The organism is Enterococcus gilvus ATCC BAA-350 (assembly GCF_000407545.1).
Lineage (GTDB): Bacteria > Bacillota > Bacilli > Lactobacillales > Enterococcaceae > Enterococcus_A > Enterococcus_A gilvus.
Genome location: NZ_ASWH01000001.1, coordinates 2016651 through 2036318, shown reverse-complemented (window position 1 = coordinate 2036318; position 19668 = coordinate 2016651). Strand labels below are relative to the sequence as shown.

At 43.4% G+C, this 19668-nt stretch carries 19 protein-coding genes and 1 pseudogene; 16 read left to right on the top strand and 4 right to left on the bottom strand.

What is annotated here, in order from left to right; genetic code table 11:
- Positions 1-42: 42 nt before the first annotated feature.
- The 3 genes from helD to I592_RS10010 all read right to left on the bottom strand — a co-directional run bounded on the left by helD (position 43) and on the right by I592_RS10010 (position 3789).
- Positions 43-2325: an RNA polymerase recycling motor HelD gene (helD, locus tag I592_RS10020; protein WP_010780324.1), complete on the bottom strand. Its 2283-nt coding sequence runs from the start codon at positions 2323-2325 to the stop codon at positions 43-45.
- A gap of 165 nt (positions 2326-2490) precedes the next feature.
- Entirely contained in the window at positions 2491-3357 is an 867-nt protein-coding gene (locus I592_RS10015) for a VOC family protein (protein ID WP_010780325.1), read from the bottom strand.
- Positions 3358-3375: 18 nt separating this feature from the next.
- Positions 3376-3789, bottom strand: coding sequence for a VOC family protein (locus I592_RS10010; protein ID WP_010780326.1), 414 nt, complete (start codon positions 3787-3789; stop codon positions 3376-3378).
- A 256-nt stretch (positions 3790-4045) separates the two neighbouring features.
- On the opposite strand from I592_RS10010, the gene I592_RS10000 reads away from it, so the two are divergent.
- The 8 genes from I592_RS10000 to I592_RS09965 all read left to right on the top strand — a co-directional run bounded on the left by I592_RS10000 (position 4046) and on the right by I592_RS09965 (position 12530).
- Positions 4046-4222, top strand: a complete 177-nt coding sequence (locus tag I592_RS10000) for a 2-hydroxymuconate tautomerase (RefSeq protein WP_010780327.1) — start codon at positions 4046-4048, stop codon at positions 4220-4222.
- 318 nt (positions 4223-4540) lie between these two features.
- Positions 4541-6481: a threonine--tRNA ligase gene (thrS, locus tag I592_RS09995; protein WP_010780328.1), complete on the top strand. Its 1941-nt coding sequence runs from the start codon at positions 4541-4543 to the stop codon at positions 6479-6481.
- Positions 6482-6739: 258 nt separating this feature from the next.
- The gene (locus tag I592_RS20720; RefSeq protein WP_010780329.1) at positions 6740-7804 is read left to right on the top strand and encodes a hypothetical protein; all 1065 of its coding nucleotides are present in this window, start codon (positions 6740-6742) and stop codon (positions 7802-7804) included.
- A 373-nt stretch (positions 7805-8177) separates the two neighbouring features.
- Entirely contained in the window at positions 8178-10301 is a 2124-nt protein-coding gene (locus I592_RS09985) for a peptidoglycan D,D-transpeptidase FtsI family protein (protein ID WP_010780330.1), read from the top strand.
- A 163-nt stretch (positions 10302-10464) separates the two neighbouring features.
- Positions 10465-10938 carry a glutathione peroxidase gene (locus I592_RS09980; protein ID WP_010780331.1) on the top strand — a complete coding sequence of 158 codons (474 nt, stop codon included), beginning with the start codon at positions 10465-10467 and terminating at the stop codon, positions 10936-10938.
- Between the two features lie 124 nt (positions 10939-11062).
- A complete protein-coding gene (rpmG, locus tag I592_RS09975; protein ID WP_010740369.1) occupies positions 11063-11212 on the top strand; it encodes a 50S ribosomal protein L33 in 150 nt (49 codons plus the stop codon).
- A gap of 164 nt (positions 11213-11376) precedes the next feature.
- Positions 11377-11793, top strand: a complete 417-nt coding sequence (locus I592_RS09970; RefSeq protein WP_010780332.1) for a hypothetical protein — start codon at positions 11377-11379, stop codon at positions 11791-11793.
- Positions 11790-12530, top strand: a complete 741-nt coding sequence (locus tag I592_RS09965; protein WP_010780333.1) for a DUF6681 family protein — start codon at positions 11790-11792, stop codon at positions 12528-12530. Before I592_RS09970 ends, I592_RS09965 begins: the two co-directional genes overlap by 4 nt.
- 57 nt (positions 12531-12587) lie before the next feature.
- Here the strand turns inward: I592_RS09965 and I592_RS09960 are convergent, their stop codons facing one another.
- Positions 12588-13514, bottom strand: coding sequence for an ABC transporter substrate-binding protein (locus I592_RS09960; protein ID WP_010780334.1), 927 nt, complete (start codon positions 13512-13514; stop codon positions 12588-12590).
- Between the two features lie 159 nt (positions 13515-13673).
- Here I592_RS09960 and I592_RS09955 point away from each other — a divergent pair, with 159 nt between their 5' ends.
- The 8 genes and pseudogenes from I592_RS09955 to I592_RS09920 all read left to right on the top strand — a co-directional run bounded on the left by I592_RS09955 (position 13674) and on the right by I592_RS09920 (position 19668).
- Complete coding sequence (locus I592_RS09955; protein ID WP_010780335.1) at positions 13674-14462, top strand: ABC transporter ATP-binding protein; 789 nt, start codon at positions 13674-13676, stop codon at positions 14460-14462.
- A gap of 3 nt (positions 14463-14465) precedes the next feature.
- On the top strand, positions 14466-15449 hold the full coding sequence (locus I592_RS09950; protein WP_010780336.1) for a FecCD family ABC transporter permease: 984 nt from the start codon (positions 14466-14468) through the stop codon (positions 15447-15449).
- Entirely contained in the window at positions 15446-16429 is a 984-nt protein-coding gene (locus tag I592_RS09945) for a FecCD family ABC transporter permease (protein WP_010780337.1), read from the top strand. Before I592_RS09950 ends, I592_RS09945 begins: the two co-directional genes overlap by 4 nt.
- Before the next feature lie 11 nt (positions 16430-16440).
- Positions 16441-17436: a GDSL-type esterase/lipase family protein gene (locus I592_RS09940; RefSeq protein ID WP_010780338.1), complete on the top strand. Its 996-nt coding sequence runs from the start codon at positions 16441-16443 to the stop codon at positions 17434-17436.
- A gap of 56 nt (positions 17437-17492) precedes the next feature.
- Positions 17493-18029, top strand: coding sequence for a 5-formyltetrahydrofolate cyclo-ligase (locus I592_RS09935; RefSeq protein WP_010780339.1), 537 nt, complete (start codon positions 17493-17495; stop codon positions 18027-18029).
- Positions 18030-18069: 40 nt separating this feature from the next.
- Positions 18070-18738 (top strand): rhomboid family intramembrane serine protease, encoded by a 669-nt coding sequence (locus tag I592_RS09930; protein ID WP_010780340.1) that lies wholly within the window; start codon positions 18070-18072, stop codon positions 18736-18738.
- Between the two features lie 50 nt (positions 18739-18788).
- Positions 18789-19321: pseudogene (locus I592_RS09925) on the top strand (DUF1697 domain-containing protein).
- 140 nt (positions 19322-19461) lie between these two features.
- On the top strand, positions 19462-19668 hold the full coding sequence (locus tag I592_RS09920) for a YqgQ family protein (protein WP_010780343.1): 207 nt from the start codon (positions 19462-19464) through the stop codon (positions 19666-19668).

Here is a 19668-nt window from a genome sequence, read left to right as displayed (position 1 = left end):
AGCCGCTTAAATCTTTTTAGATTTAAGCGGCTGTTTTTTTGTTTAGTCTAAAGCTTCTTGTCGATAGAGTGTTTCGGGAATCATTTCTAGTAATGGGCTTCTTTGACCGATAACGAGCAGGTTCAATTCGTGCATGGCCCGCGTGCAGACTGTATATAGGATCAATTTGTCCTGCTCTGTATGGTAATTTTCAGGAGAAATATTCCAAGCAAATACACGGTCAAATTCTAACCCTTTTGCCAAATAGGTCGGAATGATGATCAAACTCTTCTTCATGAAGTCTTCCTCATCCGTTAGCAGTTGAACCTGTGATTGCTGTTCAGGAGACAATTGATTGTACAGATCCTGACATTCCTCCACCGTTTTTGCGATGATGGCGGTTCGCCAATATTTTGCCATCTCTGCGGTTTCCTCGATTTGACGGATCAGGCCATCGACCATTTGTCGGGTTTCATTCGCATAATAAACTTTTGGCAGATCACCGACACGAGCAGTCAATTCCACCCGATTTTCCTGCGTTAAGAACTGATTGGCAAAATGAGTGATTTCTTCAGTGGATCGATAGCTGGTCGTCAATTCAAAATGGGTCAACGCTTGGTCTGGGAAAATCTGTCCTAGCGAATGGACCATACTTTCGTTTCCGAAAACCTTCTGATTCAAATCCCCACATAAGGTATAGGTTGCTTTTGGATACAGGTGACGCAGTAAGGCGACTTGAGCAGGTGAAAAATCCTGCATCTCATCAATAAAAATAAATCGCGCTTTTTGTTTCACCTCTAAAGGATGGATCGACTTCATCAATAGGAACATTAAGGTGCCGTCTTCCAGGCTAATATCTTTTTTCTTGAAATCTCCCAGTAATTCCTCGAGCATGGCTGTCCAATTCTCGTGAGTCAACTCGTATTTTTCTAACAAGTGTTTAGGCACACTTTGTAAAAAATGCAGGTATTGCTTGGCGTAATTCACGAAACCATAACGCGTGATCTGTCTGCGGATCGGACGCATTTTTTTGCGCACGACCTTTTGTGCCATCTGACGGCGCAGGCGGCGCTCGGCTTTTTCAGAATCTTCCATATCAGGATTGTTGACGAACAACGCATCGACTAATTCATCGGCCTCTTTTTTGACCCAGTCTTTTTTCATTTCGTCTTTTTCTAAGCCGCCGATTTTTTTTAAAAGTTTGGTTTGCAAAAGCTGCATCCGTTGATACATCGGCAACTCTGGATTGGCTTCTTGGTACCAGTTGCGAATTTGTTTTTTAGAGATCAAAACCTCTTGTTTTAGTTTGAGATCACGAAATAGCGGACCGAATTCTGTGATTCGTTCGACGTAACGATAAAGTTCCTGAACGACGGCAAAACTGCTTTTTGCGCGGAGGACCCGATCATCCTGACCAGAAAGAAAGACTTCTTCATGACTTTCCTCTGTGTGGATTTGATAGGTAGGAAGCAACGCGCTTAAAAAGGTTTTGAAGGTTTCGGTTGGAATCCCGCTTTCACCAAGAGAAGGTAAGACGGTCGAAATATAGTCAGAAAAAATATGGTTTGGAGAAAACAACAGGACTTGTTCGTTGTCCAACCATTTCCGGTTATGGTAAAGCAGGTAAGCGACACGTTGAAGCAGCGCAGATGTTTTTCCGCTGCCGGCGATCCCTTCAACAACTAATACTTTGCTTCTGGTGTCACGAATGATCTCGTTTTGCGAGCGTTGGATCGTCGCTACGATGTTCTTCATATGATTCGAAGAAGCCTCATCTAAAATTTCTAATAGAAAATCGTCATTGATGGCTTCGGAGGTATCGACCATGGAAAGGATTTGCCCTCCCCGAATTTTAAATTGTCGTTTCAATAGTAATTCGATAGGGATTATGGCATCGTGGGCTTCATATTCAGTCTGTCCCAGAGTTCCTTCATAATAAAGGTTGGCAATAGGTGCCCGCCAGTCGATGACCACTGTTTCCTCCTTCGTGTCTCGTAAAGAAGCAATTCCTAAATAAAGTGTTTCTTGTTCCTGATCTTCTTTGAAATCGATTCGCGCGAAGTAGGGATTGTTTCCCATTAATTTCAAAACTTTTTGGCGCTTTTCTTGTGAAGCAAATGTTTGATAGCGAACAAGTAATTCCGCTTCATGCTGTCTTGTTTCGGCCATTGTATCGGCTAATGCTTCGAAAGAGCCGCCTTGAATTCTTTGACCCGCATTTTCTAACATGTCAGAATCAAATTTTGATTTCGTCTCTTTCTTTTGGTTGTCCAAAAAAGCAATTTCTTGTTGGATCAAAGCGCTTGTTTGATGGACGTGCTCTTGTTCATATTCTCTTGCAGTCATTGAGCATCCCCCTTTGTTTTTCCCTCAACTGTTTATAACAGCATAATAGTATAGCACATAAGGGTAAAGAGACGCAAAAGGCTGATTTCACTAGAAATGAAATCAGCCTTTAATTTGAAGCACGCCCCACGCTTCTTTGGAAAATCGAAGAGGATATTTAATGGATCAAAGCGTTCCGTCGTGTGCACGCTTGATTTGAGCAAGATCAATCTTTTTCATTTTATACATTTCTTGTGTCGCTCGTCGCGCCTTTTCTGGATCGGGGTCATTGGTCCAGTCAAGCAAGTCTTGATTGACCGTTTGCCAATAAATCCCATAGCGGTCTTCCATCCAGCCGCATGCCCACTCGTTTCCTTCTGGAGTGATCGCCTCCCAGGCGTGGTCGATGTCGGATTGGTCTTTAAAATAGAAGTAAAAGGAATTGCCCATCGTAAAATCAAAGTCCTGTTTATCGGGGCTATCCATTATGATCAAGTCTTGCCCGCGAAGTTGAAAGCCAGAGGCCCGCAACCGTTCTTCTTTTCCCTTGATGACAAACGTTTGTTTTCCTCCGAAGGCCGCGATCCATTCATCAATCGCCGCCTGTGCCAAGCCATAATTGTCGTTGCCGAACAAGATGCAGGGAACGATCGTCTGTAAATTTTCCCCTAAACGAACTTGCCAAGAGAAGCCATACCGATCCGTCGTCCAACCAAACATGCCTAGCTCGGGATAGTCTGTCAGCGGCATCAATGTTTTTCCATCATGATTCAACTGCTGCCATACCGTCGTGAGCTGTTCTTCATTTTCACAGTTGACGACATAAGAGATTGCTGGCGTCGGCTTGAATGTATCGCCGCCGTTCAGTAATAGAAATTCGCAACCGGCCAATTCTACTGTCGCGGTCAATAAATCCCCGATCGTCCCATGTTCATCGGTGATGAAGTGCGTTTCGTTGAGGAGGGTGCTATCCTCAAAAATGCCTGTATAAAACAGTGCCGCTTCATGGATATGTCCATCAAACCACAAACAACACCCAAATTGCTGTTCCATGTGCAAGCCCTCCTTTCTTTAGCTATAAAGATTTATATGCCAATTGACGCCGTAGGAATCTTTGACCATTCCGTAAAGCTCTGCCCAAAATGTTTTTTCAAGAGGCAATAAAATAGCGCCGTTTTCAGAGAGCTTCATAAAAATCTCCGAGGCTTCTTCCGCGGTCTCTGCATCATAAACTAAGGCTACGTTATTTCCGATGGCGATCGGAGGCGCCATCCCTTTAGGACTGTCAGAGATCATGACGTTCGTACCGTTAATTTTCAAGTTCGCGTTGAGGACCAACTCTTTGATGGCTTCATCAACAGGATGTTCTTCATCATGGGGCATTTGACCAAATGTCATAATATTTGCAGGTTCCGTGTGAAAGACTTCTTCATAAAAGGCAATGGCATCGGCTGCTTGATCGTCAAAATGTAAGTAGATATCCATGTTCGTTCCTCCATTCTTATACTCTCACTTTACCACGAAGAAAGGGCTATCAATAACATTTTGTCTTGTAAAAAGGGAACACTTTATCGTTTTTATAAAAATGAGTTATACTCGGCTTGTTTTAAAATTGGAGCAGGGAATTCATCTAGTGGGATTTGGGAAAGTTTTGAAAATTAAAGATTACTTTAAACGTCCATTCATTGGGAGTTGTGATAAAATAAGTCGGAAGAAATAAAAAATAAAGGAGCGGTTTGCAATGCCATTCGTACACATCGAGCTAAAAGAAGGACGATCTGAAGAGCAATTGACTAAAATGGTGGAGGAAGTTACTGAAGCAGTTTCAAGAACTGCCGGCGCACCAAAAGAGAATATCCATGTGATCATCAATGAAATGCAAAAAGACAGATATGCCCAAGGCGGAAAATGGAAATAATAACAAAGATAATGCTTGCAATTCAAATCAATACGTGTTTATAATTACCTTGTAATTGATTGATGAAGAAAGACTTCTGAACTTGAAAGCTGTTTATCAGAGAGGAAAAGCATGGCTGAGACTTTTCCATACAAGCGCAAGGAATGACCACTTTCTGAGACTTCTGCACAAATGCAGAGGCGGACAGCGCCGTTATCGCTTGTGAGGAGCAGAAAACTCTGCTCAAAGATTAGGTGGAACCACGTTTATTCGTCCTAGTACCGTTACGGTACTAGGACTTTTTTTTATCAATCAAAACAAATAAGGGGGACCTATAGGATGGTAAAAATTTCATTTCCAGATGGATCAGCGAAAGAGTTTGACAAAGGCATTACCGGTTTAGAAATTGCAAAAAGTATTTCTAGTTCATTAGCTAAAAAAGCGTTGGCTGTTGTAGTAAACGGCGAACTTGAAGATTTAAATCGACCAATTGAAGAGGATGCAGCTTTAAAAATCGTGACAGAAAGTGACGAAGAAGCATTAGCGTTGGTTCGTCATTCAAGTGCGCATCTAATGGCGCAAGCGATCCGTCGTTTATTCCCGAATATGCATTTCGGCGTAGGTCCAGCGATCGAGTCTGGATTCTATTACGACACAGACAATGGAGATGGCGATCAACTCAGCGAAGAAGATTTCCCAGCGATTGAAAAAGAAATGAAGAAGATCATCAAAGAAAACTTACCGATCGAACGCAAAGTCATGAGTCGTCAAGAGGCCTTAGATTTCTTCAGCTACGACCCTTATAAGGTAGAATTAATTTCTGATCTTCCAGAAGACGAAGTGATCACGGCGTATACACAAGGCGAATTTACAGACTTATGCCGCGGACCACACGTACCATCAACAGGAAAAATCAAAATCGTGAAACTACTTTCAGTGGCAGGTGCTTACTGGCGCGGAAATTCTGATAACAAAATGATGCAACGTATTTACGGGACTACTTTCTTCAAACAAGACGAATTGGATCATTTCTTGAAAATGCGTGAAGAAGCAAAAGAACGTGACCACCGTAAATTAGGAAAAGAATTAGACCTGTTTATGATCTCGCAAGAAGTAGGTTCAGGACTGCCTTTCTGGTTGCCAAAAGGTGCAACGATTCGCCGTATCATCGAACGTTACATCGTGGACAAAGAAATCTCAATGGGGTATGAGCACGTCTATACACCTGTTTTAGCAGATACTGGTTTGTACAAGACATCTGGTCACTGGGATCATTATAAAGATGACATGTTCCCGATCATGGACATGGGTGAGGGCGAAGAATCCTTAGTCTTACGTCCAATGAACTGCCCACACCACATGATGATCTACAAAAACCATATTCATTCTTACCGTGAATTGCCTATTCGTTTAGCTGAACTTGGCATGGACCATCGTTATGAAAAATCAGGTGCATTGTCAGGCTTGCAGCGTGTTCGTGAAATGACGATGAACGACGCACATATCTTTGTTCGTCCAGATCAAATCAAAGAAGAATTCCGTCGTACATTAGACTTGATTTTAGAAGTTTACAAAGACTTCGGGTTCGAAGATTACCGTTTCCGTTTAAGCTACCGTGACCCTGAAAACACAGAAAAATACTTTGATGACGATGAAATGTGGGAAACTTCTCAAGGCTTGTTAAAAGAAGTAATGGATGAATCAGGCTTTGATTATTTTGAAGCGGATGGCGAAGCAGCGTTCTACGGTCCTAAACTAGATGTTCAAGTATTGACAGCTATTGGAACAGAAGAAACACTTTCAACGATCCAATTCGACTTCTTATTACCTGAACGCTTTGACTTAACTTACATTGGCGAAGATGGCAAAGAACACCGCCCAGTCGTTGTTCACCGCAGTGTCGTTTCAACAATGGAACGCTTCACAGCTTACTTGATCGAACAATACAAAGGAGCATTCCCAACATGGTTGGCTCCAGAGCAAGTCGCGATTTTACCAGTTTCTCCTGAACACCATGGCGACTACGCGTATGAAGTAAAAGATCGCTTGATTCGCGAAGGGGTTCGTGTGGAAGTAGATGACCGCAACGAAAAACTTGGCTACAAGATCCGTCAGGCGCAAACACAAAAAATTCCTTACCTATTAGTAATTGGGGACAAGGAAGTCAATGATGCAACGGTCAACGTTCGTCGCTACGGAAGCGAAGAACAAGAAGTGCAAGACTTGAATGTCTTTGTCGATGCTATTAAGGACGATATTGATAATTTGAGCCGCAGCTAAAAAAACAGAAAAAGTTCAAAAGATGCAACCTGTCTTTTGAACTTTTTTTTGTGGAATAAACGCTGGAGACAGTTATTTATTTAAAGAGCAGCGCAGTAAATATTTTAATCGCTTAAAAAAACAAAAAAAGAAGGGTAGATATTTTTAGAAATCCATAGATTTTTGCTTTCTTGAGAGTTATTTTGGAAGAGAGGAAACAAAAAGTATAACAAAATGAAAGCGCATTTTTATAATGGATAGAATGGAGTGGGTGAACAAATGGAATCAAAGCGATTAGGAACGCGGCAATTGCTAAATATGAAACGAGGGACTTTAGAAAAACGAGTAGTCAAAAACTATGAAGAAACGAAGGATCAGGCTTCTTTAGTCGAATATGCAGTGGCGATCATGATTCGAAACGCGTTGATCCTGGAGGACTTCTCTTGTTTGTTTCACGAGCTGCTGCGAGAGGTATTCTTGACTTCTGTCCCTTGTGAGACGATGCGTCGATTTTTACCACTTTTTGAAGCACTGTTTAGCCAAAGTGACTGGCAGCAGGTGATTCAACGATTGTTTGCTACAGAAAAGGATTACTATGAGGTCACCAAAGAGGCTCGTTTATATAAAGATTGCTTGAAAGACAAAGACCCCACTCGAAGGGACGCATTGGCGAGTCATTCATTTGTGCTCCATATGTTTTTTAAAGATGAACGTGGGAAGAAGCATGCCTGGATTTTGAAAAATGCGCATCCAACGAGGGATATGGAGGACATCCGAGGGGCGCTCCAATTGCTGACCATGTTGACGATCTTTGAGACCAACGGCATCCGAAAATTCACAGAGGTCTTGGATTTTGATCGGTATGGTCAAGTGGTCGACTTACAGTATCGAGCTTCTGAAGAGGACACTTCAGAGGACAATTCACCAGAGGAGCCTGAGAAGAAAAAAATAGAGGAGGCAAAGGATACTGCGAAAAGTCGCACAGTTCCTACTTTGGGGCAAGCAGGGAAAAACATTCTCCCTGTCGATAAACAGGTCGAGCTAAAGCAAAAGCGTGAGAAAAGCAATCCGGTGAATAACCAAAGCAAGACGTCTGATCAGTTTTTGATTATTCAACGAACGCATCATCCCGATACCTACATTCCTATTCCGAATGGGAAGAAACGAAACCAGTTGACCTATGACGAGATCCAACGTATCAGGGATGAGTATTTTGCAAACGTGGAAGAGAAGAAGCGTGAGAAGGTCGCAATAGGAACGGCTAGTGCTGAAGAACTTGAGAAATGGACGAAAGGTGCAGAGAAGAAAACAAGACGATCGTTGTTCGAACGTTTTTTTAACTGAAGCGCTGCGTAACTAACCGCTTTTTTTAGTCAATTTTTAGGTTTCTTGAGAGGGACTCGATTCATTTGTGGAAAACTTTTTAAAGAAAATGCGTAAAACTCACTGTTTAATTCGCCATAGTTTTCCACAGGCAGGCAGATAAAAGAATGTTTCACAGAAAATGAGGGTTCTATTATTTTAAAAACCATTTCCTAAGCTGATAATTTTGCTTGCTTAAAATTTCTTCATGGGCCCGTGAAACACTGGGTCGCATTTGGGAAGGAAAGTTTAAAGTTTTTAAACTATCGTAAAGGTCATAGGAATAATCCTTTTGAAAAAGTCCTTTTTCGGCTACAATAAGACAAGTAACTGTCAAAGTGGAAGGAAAAGATGAATGAAATTTACGAATCCATTTAAAAAACTATTTGAAAAATTAAAGCTTGCGGATGAAAAAGGACGCAATCAAAACAAAAGTCATATTCCTTTTCGTTTGAATTTCCTATTTTTTATCATTTTCGGATTGTTTGTTATTTTAGTGACAAGATTAGGCTACCTTCAGATCGTTGAAGGCGACAAAATGAAAGCTGAAATGAAAGCCTCAACGACCATTACTGTAAAAGAGAATGCTCCTCGTGGTGTAATATACGATGCCAAGGGAACGGCATTAGTCAATAATGTTCCGAATCCAGCGATCACGTTTACCCGTGGGAATAGTATGAAGGCGTCAGATATTCTGAAGCTGGCAACCGAACTCAATAAATTGATTGATGTAACAGCGGATGAAAATCTGACTGAGCGAGATAAAAAAGATTATTGGTTAGCCGATGAGGATCATTTGAAAGAAGCCGAAGAACGGTTATCCTTTAAAGAGAAAAACCTTGATACTACCAATGAGTATCAAAAATTGGTTGATAAAGTTACGGACAGCGAGATTCAATTAAATGAAGAGCAGCTAAAAGTTGCGACGATTTTTAAACGAATGAATAGCGCCTCTGAACTCAGCACGGTTTTTGTCAAGAATGAAGGAGTATCCGATGAAGAATTGGCTGTCGTTGCCGAACACGCCTCAGATTTGCCTGGGGTGTCTACAGGGACAGACTGGGATCGCTCGTATAACGATGCGTTGGACGGCTCTTTGAGAAGTATTTTAGGAAATATAACTACTGAAAAAGAAGGCTTGCCTGCGGAAGTGGCGGATGAATATTTGAAAAAGGGCTACGCGCGGAACGATCGTGTCGGAAAGAGCTATTTAGAAAAAGAATATGAATCTGATCTGCAAGGGAAAAAGGGCGAGTACAAAGTTACATTAAATCAACAAGGAAACATTGAGAAGCAACAGGAAATCAAAAAAGGCGAAAAGGGATCAAACATCGTCTTGACGATCAATTCCGATTTCCAGAAAAAAGTCGATGATATTTTACGGAAGCATTACCAAGGATTAGTAGACAGCGGAGTCGCCAAGTATTCACCGGGTGCTTATGCCGTCGCTATGAATCCAAATACCGGCGAAATTTATGCCATGTCAGGATTGTCTCATGACACCAACAGCAAAACGCTGCAAGAAAATACGCTAGGGACGATCACCAATGCCTTTGTTCCCGGGTCTGTCGTGAAGGGCGGAACGGTTACGGCGGGCTATGAAACCGGCGTGATCAGCGGAAACGATACGTTGATCGACCAGCCGATCAAATTGTCCGGTACGTCATTAAAAGGCTCTATTTACAATAAAGCAATAGGAAATCAGATACCTTTAAACACAGTGAAGGCACTGGAATGGTCATCAAATGCATACATGATGCAGCTTGTCCTGCGAATGTTAGGTGTGCAGTACCAGCAAAACATGACCTTGCCAGAAATTGCTTCGACAAAAGAATCGTATAACAAACTGAGAAATGCATTTGCTGAATATGGGATGGGTGTGAAAACACAAATCGATTTACCAAATGAGGCGACGGGGGTCGTGAATACTGAGTTTGGGAAAGAGAATGGCCCTGGAGGCGGGAACCTATTGGACCTTTCCTTTGGACAATACGATACGTATACCCCGATCCAGTTGGCGCAATATGCTGCGACTGTCGCAAATGGCGGGACGCGTATCTCTCCTCACGTTGTCAAAGGCATCTATGGGAATACCGATAGCGGTGGTTTAGGGGAACTTCAAAAAGAAATCACTGGTAAAAAATTGAACCAAGTGAATATTTCCACTGATCAAATGGGGATCATCCGCGAAGGGTTTTACCAAGCTGTTCATGGCAATGACCCTTACACAACGGCACGTGATCTAGCTTCTGCTAAGATCGACCCTGCTGCAAAAACGGGGACCGCAGAAACGGTACCTGAAGGGAATCCAAATGTAAGTACGATCAACAGCAATATCGTGGCATATGCACCTTACGACAAACCGCAAATCGCCATCAGTGTGATGTTGCCGAATTTAGATGAAGAACATGACGATACGAATAAGGCCATCGCAAAAGACATAATAAATGCATTTGCGGACACATATGGCGTACAATAAAGCGAGGGGACAATTGTCCCTTGGCTTTTTTTGTTCGGCTGCTTTATGGAGGCTATCTTTTTACTATGGCCATGTTAGTTTAACGAGCAAATGAATGGTTTCGCAAAAACTCGAGTAGTAAGTAAAAAATAAATAGATATTTTTATAAATAGGAGTGAAAATTATGACAGTTTATAATTTCGAAGTAAAACAGACAGACGGAACAGAGAAATCTTTAGCAGATTACAAAGGCGACGTGTTATTGATCGTCAATACGGCAACGGGCTGCGGCTTTACACCACAATACGAAGGTCTGCAAAACTTATACGACCGCTACAAGGACAACGGATTTGAAATCTTAGATTTTCCCTGCAACCAATTTGGCAATCAAGCGCCAGGGACAGATGTGGAAGTAGCTGAATTTTGTCAGTTAAATTATCAGACTACGTTCCAAACATTCGGCAAGATCGATGTCAACGGTGAGAAGGAAGATCCTTTGTACAGCTATATGAAGAGTGCGCAAGGTGGTTTACTTAACAAAGCCATCAAATGGAATTTCACAAAATTTCTTGTTGATCGTGAAGGAAACGTGATTAAACGCTACGCGTCCCAAACAAAGCCGGAAGATATTGCGAAGGACATTGAAGCCCAATTATAAAATCGTCAAGTAGAACTACTTAACAAAATTCGCAAAAAGACTAGTCAAAAAAATAAAAAGATGGTATGATATCAAAGTCTGAGAAATATCTTGGAAAACTGACTGCAACGAGGGAGGGAAAATCATGCGCGTAAATATCACTTTAGAATGTACTTCTTGTAAAGAACGTAACTACCTAACAAACAAAAACAAACGTAACAACCCTGATCGTTTGGAAAAAATGAAATATTGCCCACGCGAACGTAAAGTTACTTTGCATAAAGAAGTAAAATAATTACACTGATGAGTCAGCAATCTACAATGATTGCTGACTTTTTTTATATAATCCTCGCCTCTTTTTACAAATCTACATAAAATCTTCATAGATTCCTAAACAAAAGCTAACCTTCCAGTGATAAAACTAGTTATTAAGTAAAGCAATGAGAAAGGAAGGATCAGATGCGCAACGTGCCACCGATTTTAAAGCCAATTGCCCTTTTGACGTTGTCAATTTTGATTGCAACGACTACAGGAATCTTAAATAATTCTAGTTATCGTCAAGTGAAGTCACCGACACCGACCACTGAAACGACTTCGCAGACCAGTGATTCTTCTCGAGAATCCAACAGTGTTCCGAATGAATCCAGCACGGTCACTACCGAAGGCTCATCAAGTCAGGTAGTCCCTGAGACCAACAGCTCGGGTCAAGAAAGCTCTGCTGCGACGAATCAAAGGGAGTTCAACGGGGATTCAAAAGAGGAGACCCCTGTCGCTCCGCAGCCTTCTTCAACGGAAGAGTCGCAAACGACACCAACACAACAGCAGCCAGCGGCGAATCAACAACCGGCGGGTTCAGAAGCAGGTGAAAATCAATGACCATTTTGTTAGATATTATTAACGGGTTGAATAAATTTCTTGGGTTTTTAGATATTAGCCCCAAATATTCAAACCGTGCCTATACCTTATTAAGCATCATACCCACGGTCTATATTTTAAGAATCGTGTATGGGCTTTGGTTGAATCAGAATTATTTACAATTAGTGATCTATGGATTGGTTTTCCTTGGATTGGTCTATTTCTTTGTTTTAAATTTCTTTTACTACTTTTTAGATAAAAACGTAAAAGGAGATATCACGCAGCTATTTGTTAAATACTTGCCGGATGATGCCTTTAATATTCAAAACGAACAGCCGAAGAAAACGAAAAAGGCATTTGAACACGCGAAGGAATTGCCTGTGGATTTTGAGGAAGACTACCAATTAAAGCTAGTCGAAAATATTCAATCGTTAATTGATGAAAAAGAAATCAAGACAAGAGACCTGACAAAAGAAGAAGGATTCTTGATCGATGAAAATACGCTTTATCCCTACTATTATGTCAAGCAGATCAATGGGGATACCTATCAATTGCAGATCGGCAGAAATTACCGCGAGCTGGAAGTGATCGGAACGATCCGCCAAGCGGAACCATTGAATCCCATAGGGCTGTTTATCGTAGGCGGGGATTTTGTCAAAGGCGGGGTACGTTACCATGAACCGTATCGCTTGAAATTTCTTGTTAAGATACAAGCGCCGACACCTTCAAATACACGAACACGTCGAAGCAAAAAATAAATGCCGTCTGGTCTAAGAGTCTTCTAACAGGAAAGCTCTTAGCCAGATCGGCATTTCTTATTTTAAGGTATCACGAATGTTTTCAACCATTTTGGTATAGGCGATAGGCCCGTTGTATAACCAGCTGGAATTGCCATCAAATTCAAATAGCTGCTTGTTTTTGACAGCCGGAATGTTTTCCCACAGAGGGTCTTTGAACATAGCTGCACCAGAATCGCTGTTGACTAAGAAGAGATAGTCGGCATCTAGTTGCGAGAGGCTTTCTAAGGAAACTTGCGAAAAGTCAGCAGTGGCTTTTTCACTCACGTCTTTTGTCAGCTTGGGCACTTCAAAGCCTAATTCCTTGTAAAGCAGCTGCCCGCTTGAACGTGTATCAGCCACCATGAATGCGGAGTTGTTGGTCACCCATAAAACTGCCGCCGATTTGCCTTCGATCTTATCCTTCAACTCGTCTTTGGTCTTAGTGACAAGGGCATCGTAGTTTTTCTCTACTTCTTTCGCTTGGTCCTTTTTATCTAAAACGTTCCCGATGTCTTCTAATTGGTCACGCCAAGTCACGTTGTCGCCATTTTTTACGACATAGGTTGGGGCGATTTTGGCGTACTCTTTGTATTTTCCGCCTTCAAGAGACCCATTGGAACCAATCAACAATAGATCAGGTTCAAATTTTAAAACATCTTCATAGGGCAGGTCATAGTTGATAGTGGGAATGCCTTTCAGGTCATCCTGTAGATAGTGCTGAATCCGTCCTTCACCAACGGTCCATTGAGCCACCGGCTTTTCATCCAGCGCCACAAGATAATCCTCGAGGTACGAAGCGATGATTTTTTTTGGTTTCTTGGGAATTTTTACCTTATGATCTTGCGCATCGGTCAGGGTCCGAACGTCAGTTGTGCTATCTTTACTGTCGCTGCTTTGCCCGCAAGCAGCTAAACTGAATAGTGCGAGAAGCGAAACAGTTCCTAAAACGATTTTTTTATACATTTGAAAACTCCTTCAAATTTAATTGAGAAATATTCTCAATTAACATTATTACCGAAAGCACAAAGGGTGTCAACACTCATTTTTCTTTAATAGACAGTTGACGATGGTGGAAAATAGCGTCATAATTGAGAACGATTATCAGAGAAATGAGGAAGATCTATGACAAACTTACAGACAACTGATCTTTCAATCGGCTACGACAAAAAAATTGTTGTGAACGATATCACAGTAGAAATACCGAAAGGGCAGATCACCAGTCTTATTGGCCCGAATGGAAGTGGAAAATCAACTTTCTTGAAAGCGTTGGCGCGAATTCTCGAACCAGCGAAGGGAGAGGTGTTTATCGATGGGGAGAACGTTCAACGATTGGATACCAAAACGGTTGCTCAAAAAATAGCATCCTTGTCACAAAGTACCAATCAAATCAGCGGATTGACTGTCGAGGAGATCGTCGCTTATGGCAGGTTTCCTTATCAAAAGGGCTTCTCAGGCTTAAAGGAACAGGACCATCAATTGATTGCTTGGGCGTTGCAGGCGACTAATTTAATGGATCTAAAAGACCGGACGCTGACCACCTTATCCGGCGGGCAGCAGCAGCGCGTCTGGATCGCGATGGCGCTAGCTCAAGACACAGATATCTTGATTTTGGATGAGCCGATCACCTTCTTAGATCCGGCGCATCAATTAGAGATTTTAGAATTGCTGCAGGAAATCAATCGTCAAGGAAAAACGATCTTGATGACGATCCATGATTTAAATCATGCTTCGCGTTTTTCTGATTATTTATTAGGAATGAAGAAGGGGGAGCTGGTCTTTCAAGGAACCCCAAAAGAGATGTTCACGGCGGACACATTGCTCAATCTTTTTGATATTCAAGCGACCTTCGCGACGCTGCCCAACAGTGATAAACCGTTAGTGATCGCTTATGATCTAGTAAAGGAGCATTGAGGGATGACTAAACGACAGTATTTTTTTCCAATTGTAGTGATCGTGCTTCTCGCCGCGATGTTTTTGTCTTTGCGGTATGGAGCAGTCACCAGCAAATGGTCAGATGTCACACAGGCGTTGTTTCAGTTTGATCCGAGTAATCAAGGTGAACAGCTGGTTCGTTATCTACGTTTGCCGCGAATGATCGGAGCGGTACTGGTTGGAGCGGCCTTTGCGATCTCAGGCGCGTTGATCCAGGGGATCACTTCCAACCCGATTGCGGATTCAGGCTTGTTGGGGATCAATTCAGGTGCAGGCTTGGGGCTGGCATTGGTCTTTGCGATCACTGGCAATCCTTCTCCTGCTGCTGGCGTGATCGGTTCCTTTATTGGTGCCTCTGTTTCGATCGTGCTGATCTATCTTGTTTCTTCCAGAGTCTCCTTCGGGTTGTCGCCGATCAAGATCGTGTTGCTGGGAGCCGCGCTGAGTTCTTTCTTTGCGGCGATCAGTCAAAGCATCAGCTTGTTGTTTGATTTGAATCAGGATATGACCTTTTGGTTCATCGGAGGGACCGCCAATCTTACATGGCCGCAGCTGCAGACGATTTTTCCATTGATTTTGATCGGGATTCTCGGAGCTTTTGCCATCAGTCCTCAAGTTACCTTATTGAGTATGGGGGATGAAACGGCGATCTCCTTGGGGAAAAAACCAAGTCGTATCCGTCAGTTGAGCATGCTGCTGGTTCTATTGTTGGCAGGAAGCTCGGTGGCGTTAGTCGGAACGATCAGTTTTATCGGGTTGATCGTTCCCCATGTTGTCCGTTATTTTGTCGGACACGATTATCGGTACGTCATTCCAGCTTCGGGGTTGTTCGGCGCACTCTTTTTTGTAGTCGCGGACAGCTTTTCTCGATTGATCGCTCCTCCTTTGGAAACGCCAACGGGTGTGATCATTACAATCATCGGCGTGCCGTTTTTACTTTTACAAATTAGAAGGGGAAGCTTATGAGGAAAAGAATAGGATGGCTAAGCTTGTTTCTTCTGCTTGTTACGGGAATCGTTTTAAGTCTTGTGGTGGGAACGATTCCTCTGACGGTGACGGATCTCTTGCAGGCGTTTCAAGGGACGGCTTCGCCAAGTCGACAGCTGATTATTTTTGATTTTCGTTTTCCTCGACTGCTGGTTTCGATCTTAGCGGGTATGGGGCTGGCTGTGTCGGGATACATCTTTCAGACCATCACCCACAACGAGTTGGCAGACCCGGGGATTTTAGGGATCAATGCCGGAGCGGGGTTGACGGTTTTGATTTATCTAGGCTTTTTTGCGACTGGAGAAAGTCGCTGGTACCTGCCAGTGATTGCCTGTGGAGGAAGCTTTCTTGCCACTGCGCTAGTGTATTATTTCGGCAGACAGTCGGAAAGAGTCACACCGAATCGGCTGCTGCTGTCAGGGGTGGCTGTCAATGCTGGGATCTCGGCATTGACGGTGATCGGAACGATCCGTGTCTCGAAGGACAATTACCAATTTGTGACGGCGTGGCTTGCGGGGACGATCTGGGGAACCACCTGGCATCATGTGTTTTTATTGCTCCCGTGGCTAATCATTTTGATTCCTTTGATCCTGTTAAAAGGGCGTTCGTTGGAGGTTTTGGAGCTGGGGGATGACATTGCTGTCGGATTAGGCGTCAAATTAAAACGAACCCAATTGTTCTTTTTAGTCTGTGGGGTTTGTTTGGCAGCGGTAAGTGTCTCTGTTGCAGGAAGTATCAGCTTTATCGGATTGATCGCGCCTCACATCGCCCGTCAGTTGACGGGAAGGAAAAACAATCAAACCTTGATGATGGCCGCTTTGATCGGCGGGATTTTATTGCTGTTCAGTGATGTCTTAGCGCGTGTCCTGCTACCCAATGGCGAGATGGCTGCAGGGATCATCGTTTCATTGATCGGTGCGCCGTATTTTATTATACAATTGCTGAAAAAGAGCAAGTAAGGAGAATTCAGATGAATTGGACGACGATATGGAGTCATGCACATCGCGGGATTGCCGGACACAGCCCATCAGAAAGGGCGGTTCATTTAACGTTGCGGCAAATTGCTCCAGTAAAGAGCCTTCGTTTTGTGTTTGCGAATACCTATGGCAGTCATACCCAGCAGATTCAAGAGCTGACGGTGATCACCAATGAGCAGCAGCAGCGTATTCCTGATTTTTCTCTTTCCCCTGGTGAGGTAGTGACGACAGCTCCCGTGACGATCGACTCTTCAGCAAGAAAATGGCAGCTTCATTATCGAACGAATAGGAGTGAGAGCGGCTTTCCGACAATCGACGCGGACTTTTTAGCAAGCCCTGAGTCAGCCGATTTTTGTTCAGGACTCGCGGCAATCGAAGCAGTGGTCGAAGGCACCTGTGTCCTTGCCTTGGGGGATTCCTTGACCGAGGGGGCAACTTGGACGACGCCCTTGCAGCGCACCTTGCGGAAGCAGAATATTTTTCTCGTCAATCAAGGAATCAATGGCAATCGCTTGCTGGAGGCGGCCAGCGATCAGCCTACAACGGAAACGCAGCGGCTGTTTTACGGGTTCGCCGCGATGCAGCGGTTGCGTGCTAGTTTGGCGAGTCACCGGAATGTAAGTAAAGTGATTTTGTCCATAGGGATAAACGACTTGATCAATGGCGCGCTCACGTTGGCTTCCTTCCAAAAAGGGATCGGTGATTTGATTCAGCTTTGTCAGGAGCAAAATTGCGCGTATCAGCTATGCACCTTGATGCCCTGCTTAGGGTATCCTGGAATGGATCAAAGAAAAGAAGCGGTGCGCCAAGAGATCAATCGCTGGCTGTTGGCAAATTATACCGATGTGTGGGATTTTTCAAGCATGGTTGAAAACGGTCAAGGCCAGCTAAATCCAATGTATGACAGCGGGGATCATTTGCATGTGAATGCGATCGCCGGCTTGACGATCGCACGGCAAATTTCTAGTGATTTTGTTAAAGGGGTGTAATCCCCTTTTTATTTTGTGCTGAGTTTGTTAGTATTTCTAGATAAGAAGGTGAATGAATGGAAAAAGAAAAACTTCGGCAGCGTGCTATCACGCGTTTGCAGGTCCTTGCGACGAAGGAAGAAAGACAGGCGCAAATCGAGCGGATCTACGAGCAGTTTTTCCGCAGCGACAGTTGGAAAACGGCTAAAAGTATCGGGGTCACGATGGCGACACCCTTTGAGTTTCCTACCGCGCTAGTGATCCAACGGGCGCTTGAAGCGGAGAAACGAGTCGCTGTTCCAAAGTCTTTGCCTAAAGGTGAAATGGTCTTTCACTGGATTACGTCAGATTCGTCCTTTTACACGACCAATTTTGGTGTTGATGAACCCGCTCACGACGCAGTCGCAGAATCTCATGAGCTGGATCTATTGATCGTTCCCGGGCTAGTATTCAATCGGGCGGGGTATCGAATTGGCTTCGGCGGCGGGTACTATGATCGGTATTTGGCGGAGTATACAGGAAAGACATGCAGCTTCGTCTTTGCGGAGCAATTGATGGAAGAGTGGCAGACCGAGTCCTTCGATCAGCCCATTCAGCAATTATTTCTTGCCTAGTTCGTTCCATTGAGAATCACAAAATGAGAGAGGTTGGTATATGAAAAGAGAGAAACCTTATGTAATGTATACCCTTTTTGCAATCAATACGGTTGTTTTTTTAATGCAATACCTGCTGCCTGGATTAGCGATCGAAAATCAATTGGGGATGTTTTCCCCGTCCATCGTTTTCCAGCATCAATATTGGCGGTTTGTGACCCCGATGTTCATCCATTTCGGCTTGACGCATTTTGCCTTGAATGGGGTCGTCCTCTATTATATGGGTCAGCAATGTGAAGCGATTTTTGGTCATGTCCGTTTCGCGATCGTTTACCTGTTGAGCGGCGTGATGGGGAACTTCGCAAGCTTCGCCTTCAATCAGCCGACCACCTTGTCAGGCGGCGCGAGCACGGCGATCTTTGGTTTGTTTGGTGCTTTTTTGGTCATCGGAATGCACTATCGCGACAACGGAGCCGTTCAAGCACTAACACGGCAATTTGCTTTGTTTATTTTGATGAACCTCGTCTTCGGGTTATTTGATTCAACGATCGATATTTGGGGACATCTAGGAGGAATCATCGGAGGGGCGCTGACAGGCTGGGCTGTTGCTGTGCCACACGCCCAAGACCGTTTTTCTACTCGAGCACGGGTGACGTCCGGGATGTTCTTCATTTTTGCGATCGTCCTGTTTGTCTTTTTCGGGCTAAGAAAATTTAATCTATTTCTATGAAGACTGGCGGGCAGAAATGTCCGCTTTTTTTATGAAAGAAGGCGTAGTGTATGAGATATCTAGCATTGTTTCGCGGGATCAATGTAGGTGGAAAAAATAGTGTCAAGATGCAGGAATTGAGAGAACTATTCTTAGAGCTGGGCTTCAAAGACGTTCGCAGCTATATCCAAAGCGGGAATATCGTCTTTCCAGTGACAGTGAATTGGAAAAGATTTCAGAGGACGTGAGCGAAGGCTTTTTAGAACGGTTCGGTTTTTCTGTACCTGTCATTTATCGCAGAGCAGAAGAAATGTCCTCGCTGGTACAAAAGCTCCCCTTTACAAAAGAAGAGATCGCGGCAGCGGAAAGTACAGATCCAAAGGTAGCCCATCTCTATGCTTATTTTTCCGGGTCAGACATGGGAAATCAAACGCTGACAGACGTGGGGGAAACTGCGGTGATTTCAGCGAAGGATGGCTATTATTTAACAGAAAAGAGTATTCGTTTTTCAAAATTGGTGTCAAAATTGCAGCGTCTATCGGACGATCTGACCGCACGAAATTGGAGGACGATCGTCAAATTGGCAGCGATGCTGGAGGAATGAGCAGGCTTCGATTTGCGAGGGAGGACACAATGCTATAAAATGGAACAGGAATTGTCCTTTAAGAAGAAAGAAACAAGGAAAATAAAAATCGGACTATAAAAAAGGAAGATTTTTCTGTATAATATTAGGGATGTGGTTTGATGGAAAGTTTATACGATGTGCAGCAGCTGCTAAAACAATTCGGGATCTATGTTTACGTAGGCAAGCGGATCTACGATATTGAATTGATGCAGATCGAATTAAAAAATTTATATGAAAGTCGCGTGATTGATCGTGACACGTATTTACGAGGTTGGGCCATTTTAAAACGAGAACATCACATTGAAGAAAGTCGAGAAGGTGACTAG

What these genes read in the sequence shown, in the direction of transcription:
- I592_RS10015 (WP_010780325.1), bottom strand. Translation starts at nt 3,357, where the DNA reads ATGGAACAGCAATTTGGGTGTTGTTTGTGGTTTGATGGACATATCCAT.
- I592_RS09950 (WP_010780336.1), top strand. Translation starts at nt 14,466, where the DNA reads ATGACTAAACGACAGTATTTTTTTCCAATTGTAGTGATCGTGCTTCTC.
- I592_RS09955 (WP_010780335.1), top strand. Translation starts at nt 13,674, where the DNA reads ATGACAAACTTACAGACAACTGATCTTTCAATCGGCTACGACAAAAAA.
- rpmG (WP_010740369.1), top strand. Translation starts at nt 11,063, where the DNA reads ATGCGCGTAAATATCACTTTAGAATGTACTTCTTGTAAAGAACGTAAC.
- I592_RS09985 (WP_010780330.1), top strand. Translation starts at nt 8,178, where the DNA reads ATGAAATTTACGAATCCATTTAAAAAACTATTTGAAAAATTAAAGCTT.
- I592_RS09935 (WP_010780339.1), top strand. Translation starts at nt 17,493, where the DNA reads ATGGAAAAAGAAAAACTTCGGCAGCGTGCTATCACGCGTTTGCAGGTC.
- I592_RS09970 (WP_010780332.1), top strand. Translation starts at nt 11,377, where the DNA reads ATGCGCAACGTGCCACCGATTTTAAAGCCAATTGCCCTTTTGACGTTG.
- I592_RS09980 (WP_010780331.1), top strand. Translation starts at nt 10,465, where the DNA reads ATGACAGTTTATAATTTCGAAGTAAAACAGACAGACGGAACAGAGAAA.
- thrS (WP_010780328.1), top strand. Translation starts at nt 4,541, where the DNA reads ATGGTAAAAATTTCATTTCCAGATGGATCAGCGAAAGAGTTTGACAAA.
- I592_RS09940 (WP_010780338.1), top strand. Translation starts at nt 16,441, where the DNA reads ATGAATTGGACGACGATATGGAGTCATGCACATCGCGGGATTGCCGGA.
- I592_RS09945 (WP_010780337.1), top strand. Translation starts at nt 15,446, where the DNA reads ATGAGGAAAAGAATAGGATGGCTAAGCTTGTTTCTTCTGCTTGTTACG.
- I592_RS20720 (WP_010780329.1), top strand. Translation starts at nt 6,740, where the DNA reads ATGGAATCAAAGCGATTAGGAACGCGGCAATTGCTAAATATGAAACGA.
- helD (WP_010780324.1), bottom strand. Translation starts at nt 2,325, where the DNA reads ATGACTGCAAGAGAATATGAACAAGAGCACGTCCATCAAACAAGCGCT.
- I592_RS09920 (WP_010780343.1), top strand. Translation starts at nt 19,462, where the DNA reads ATGGAAAGTTTATACGATGTGCAGCAGCTGCTAAAACAATTCGGGATC.
- I592_RS09930 (WP_010780340.1), top strand. Translation starts at nt 18,070, where the DNA reads ATGAAAAGAGAGAAACCTTATGTAATGTATACCCTTTTTGCAATCAAT.
- I592_RS10010 (WP_010780326.1), bottom strand. Translation starts at nt 3,789, where the DNA reads ATGGATATCTACTTACATTTTGACGATCAAGCAGCCGATGCCATTGCC.
- I592_RS10000 (WP_010780327.1), top strand. Translation starts at nt 4,046, where the DNA reads ATGCCATTCGTACACATCGAGCTAAAAGAAGGACGATCTGAAGAGCAA.
- I592_RS09960 (WP_010780334.1), bottom strand. Translation starts at nt 13,514, where the DNA reads ATGTATAAAAAAATCGTTTTAGGAACTGTTTCGCTTCTCGCACTATTC.
- I592_RS09965 (WP_010780333.1), top strand. Translation starts at nt 11,790, where the DNA reads ATGACCATTTTGTTAGATATTATTAACGGGTTGAATAAATTTCTTGGG.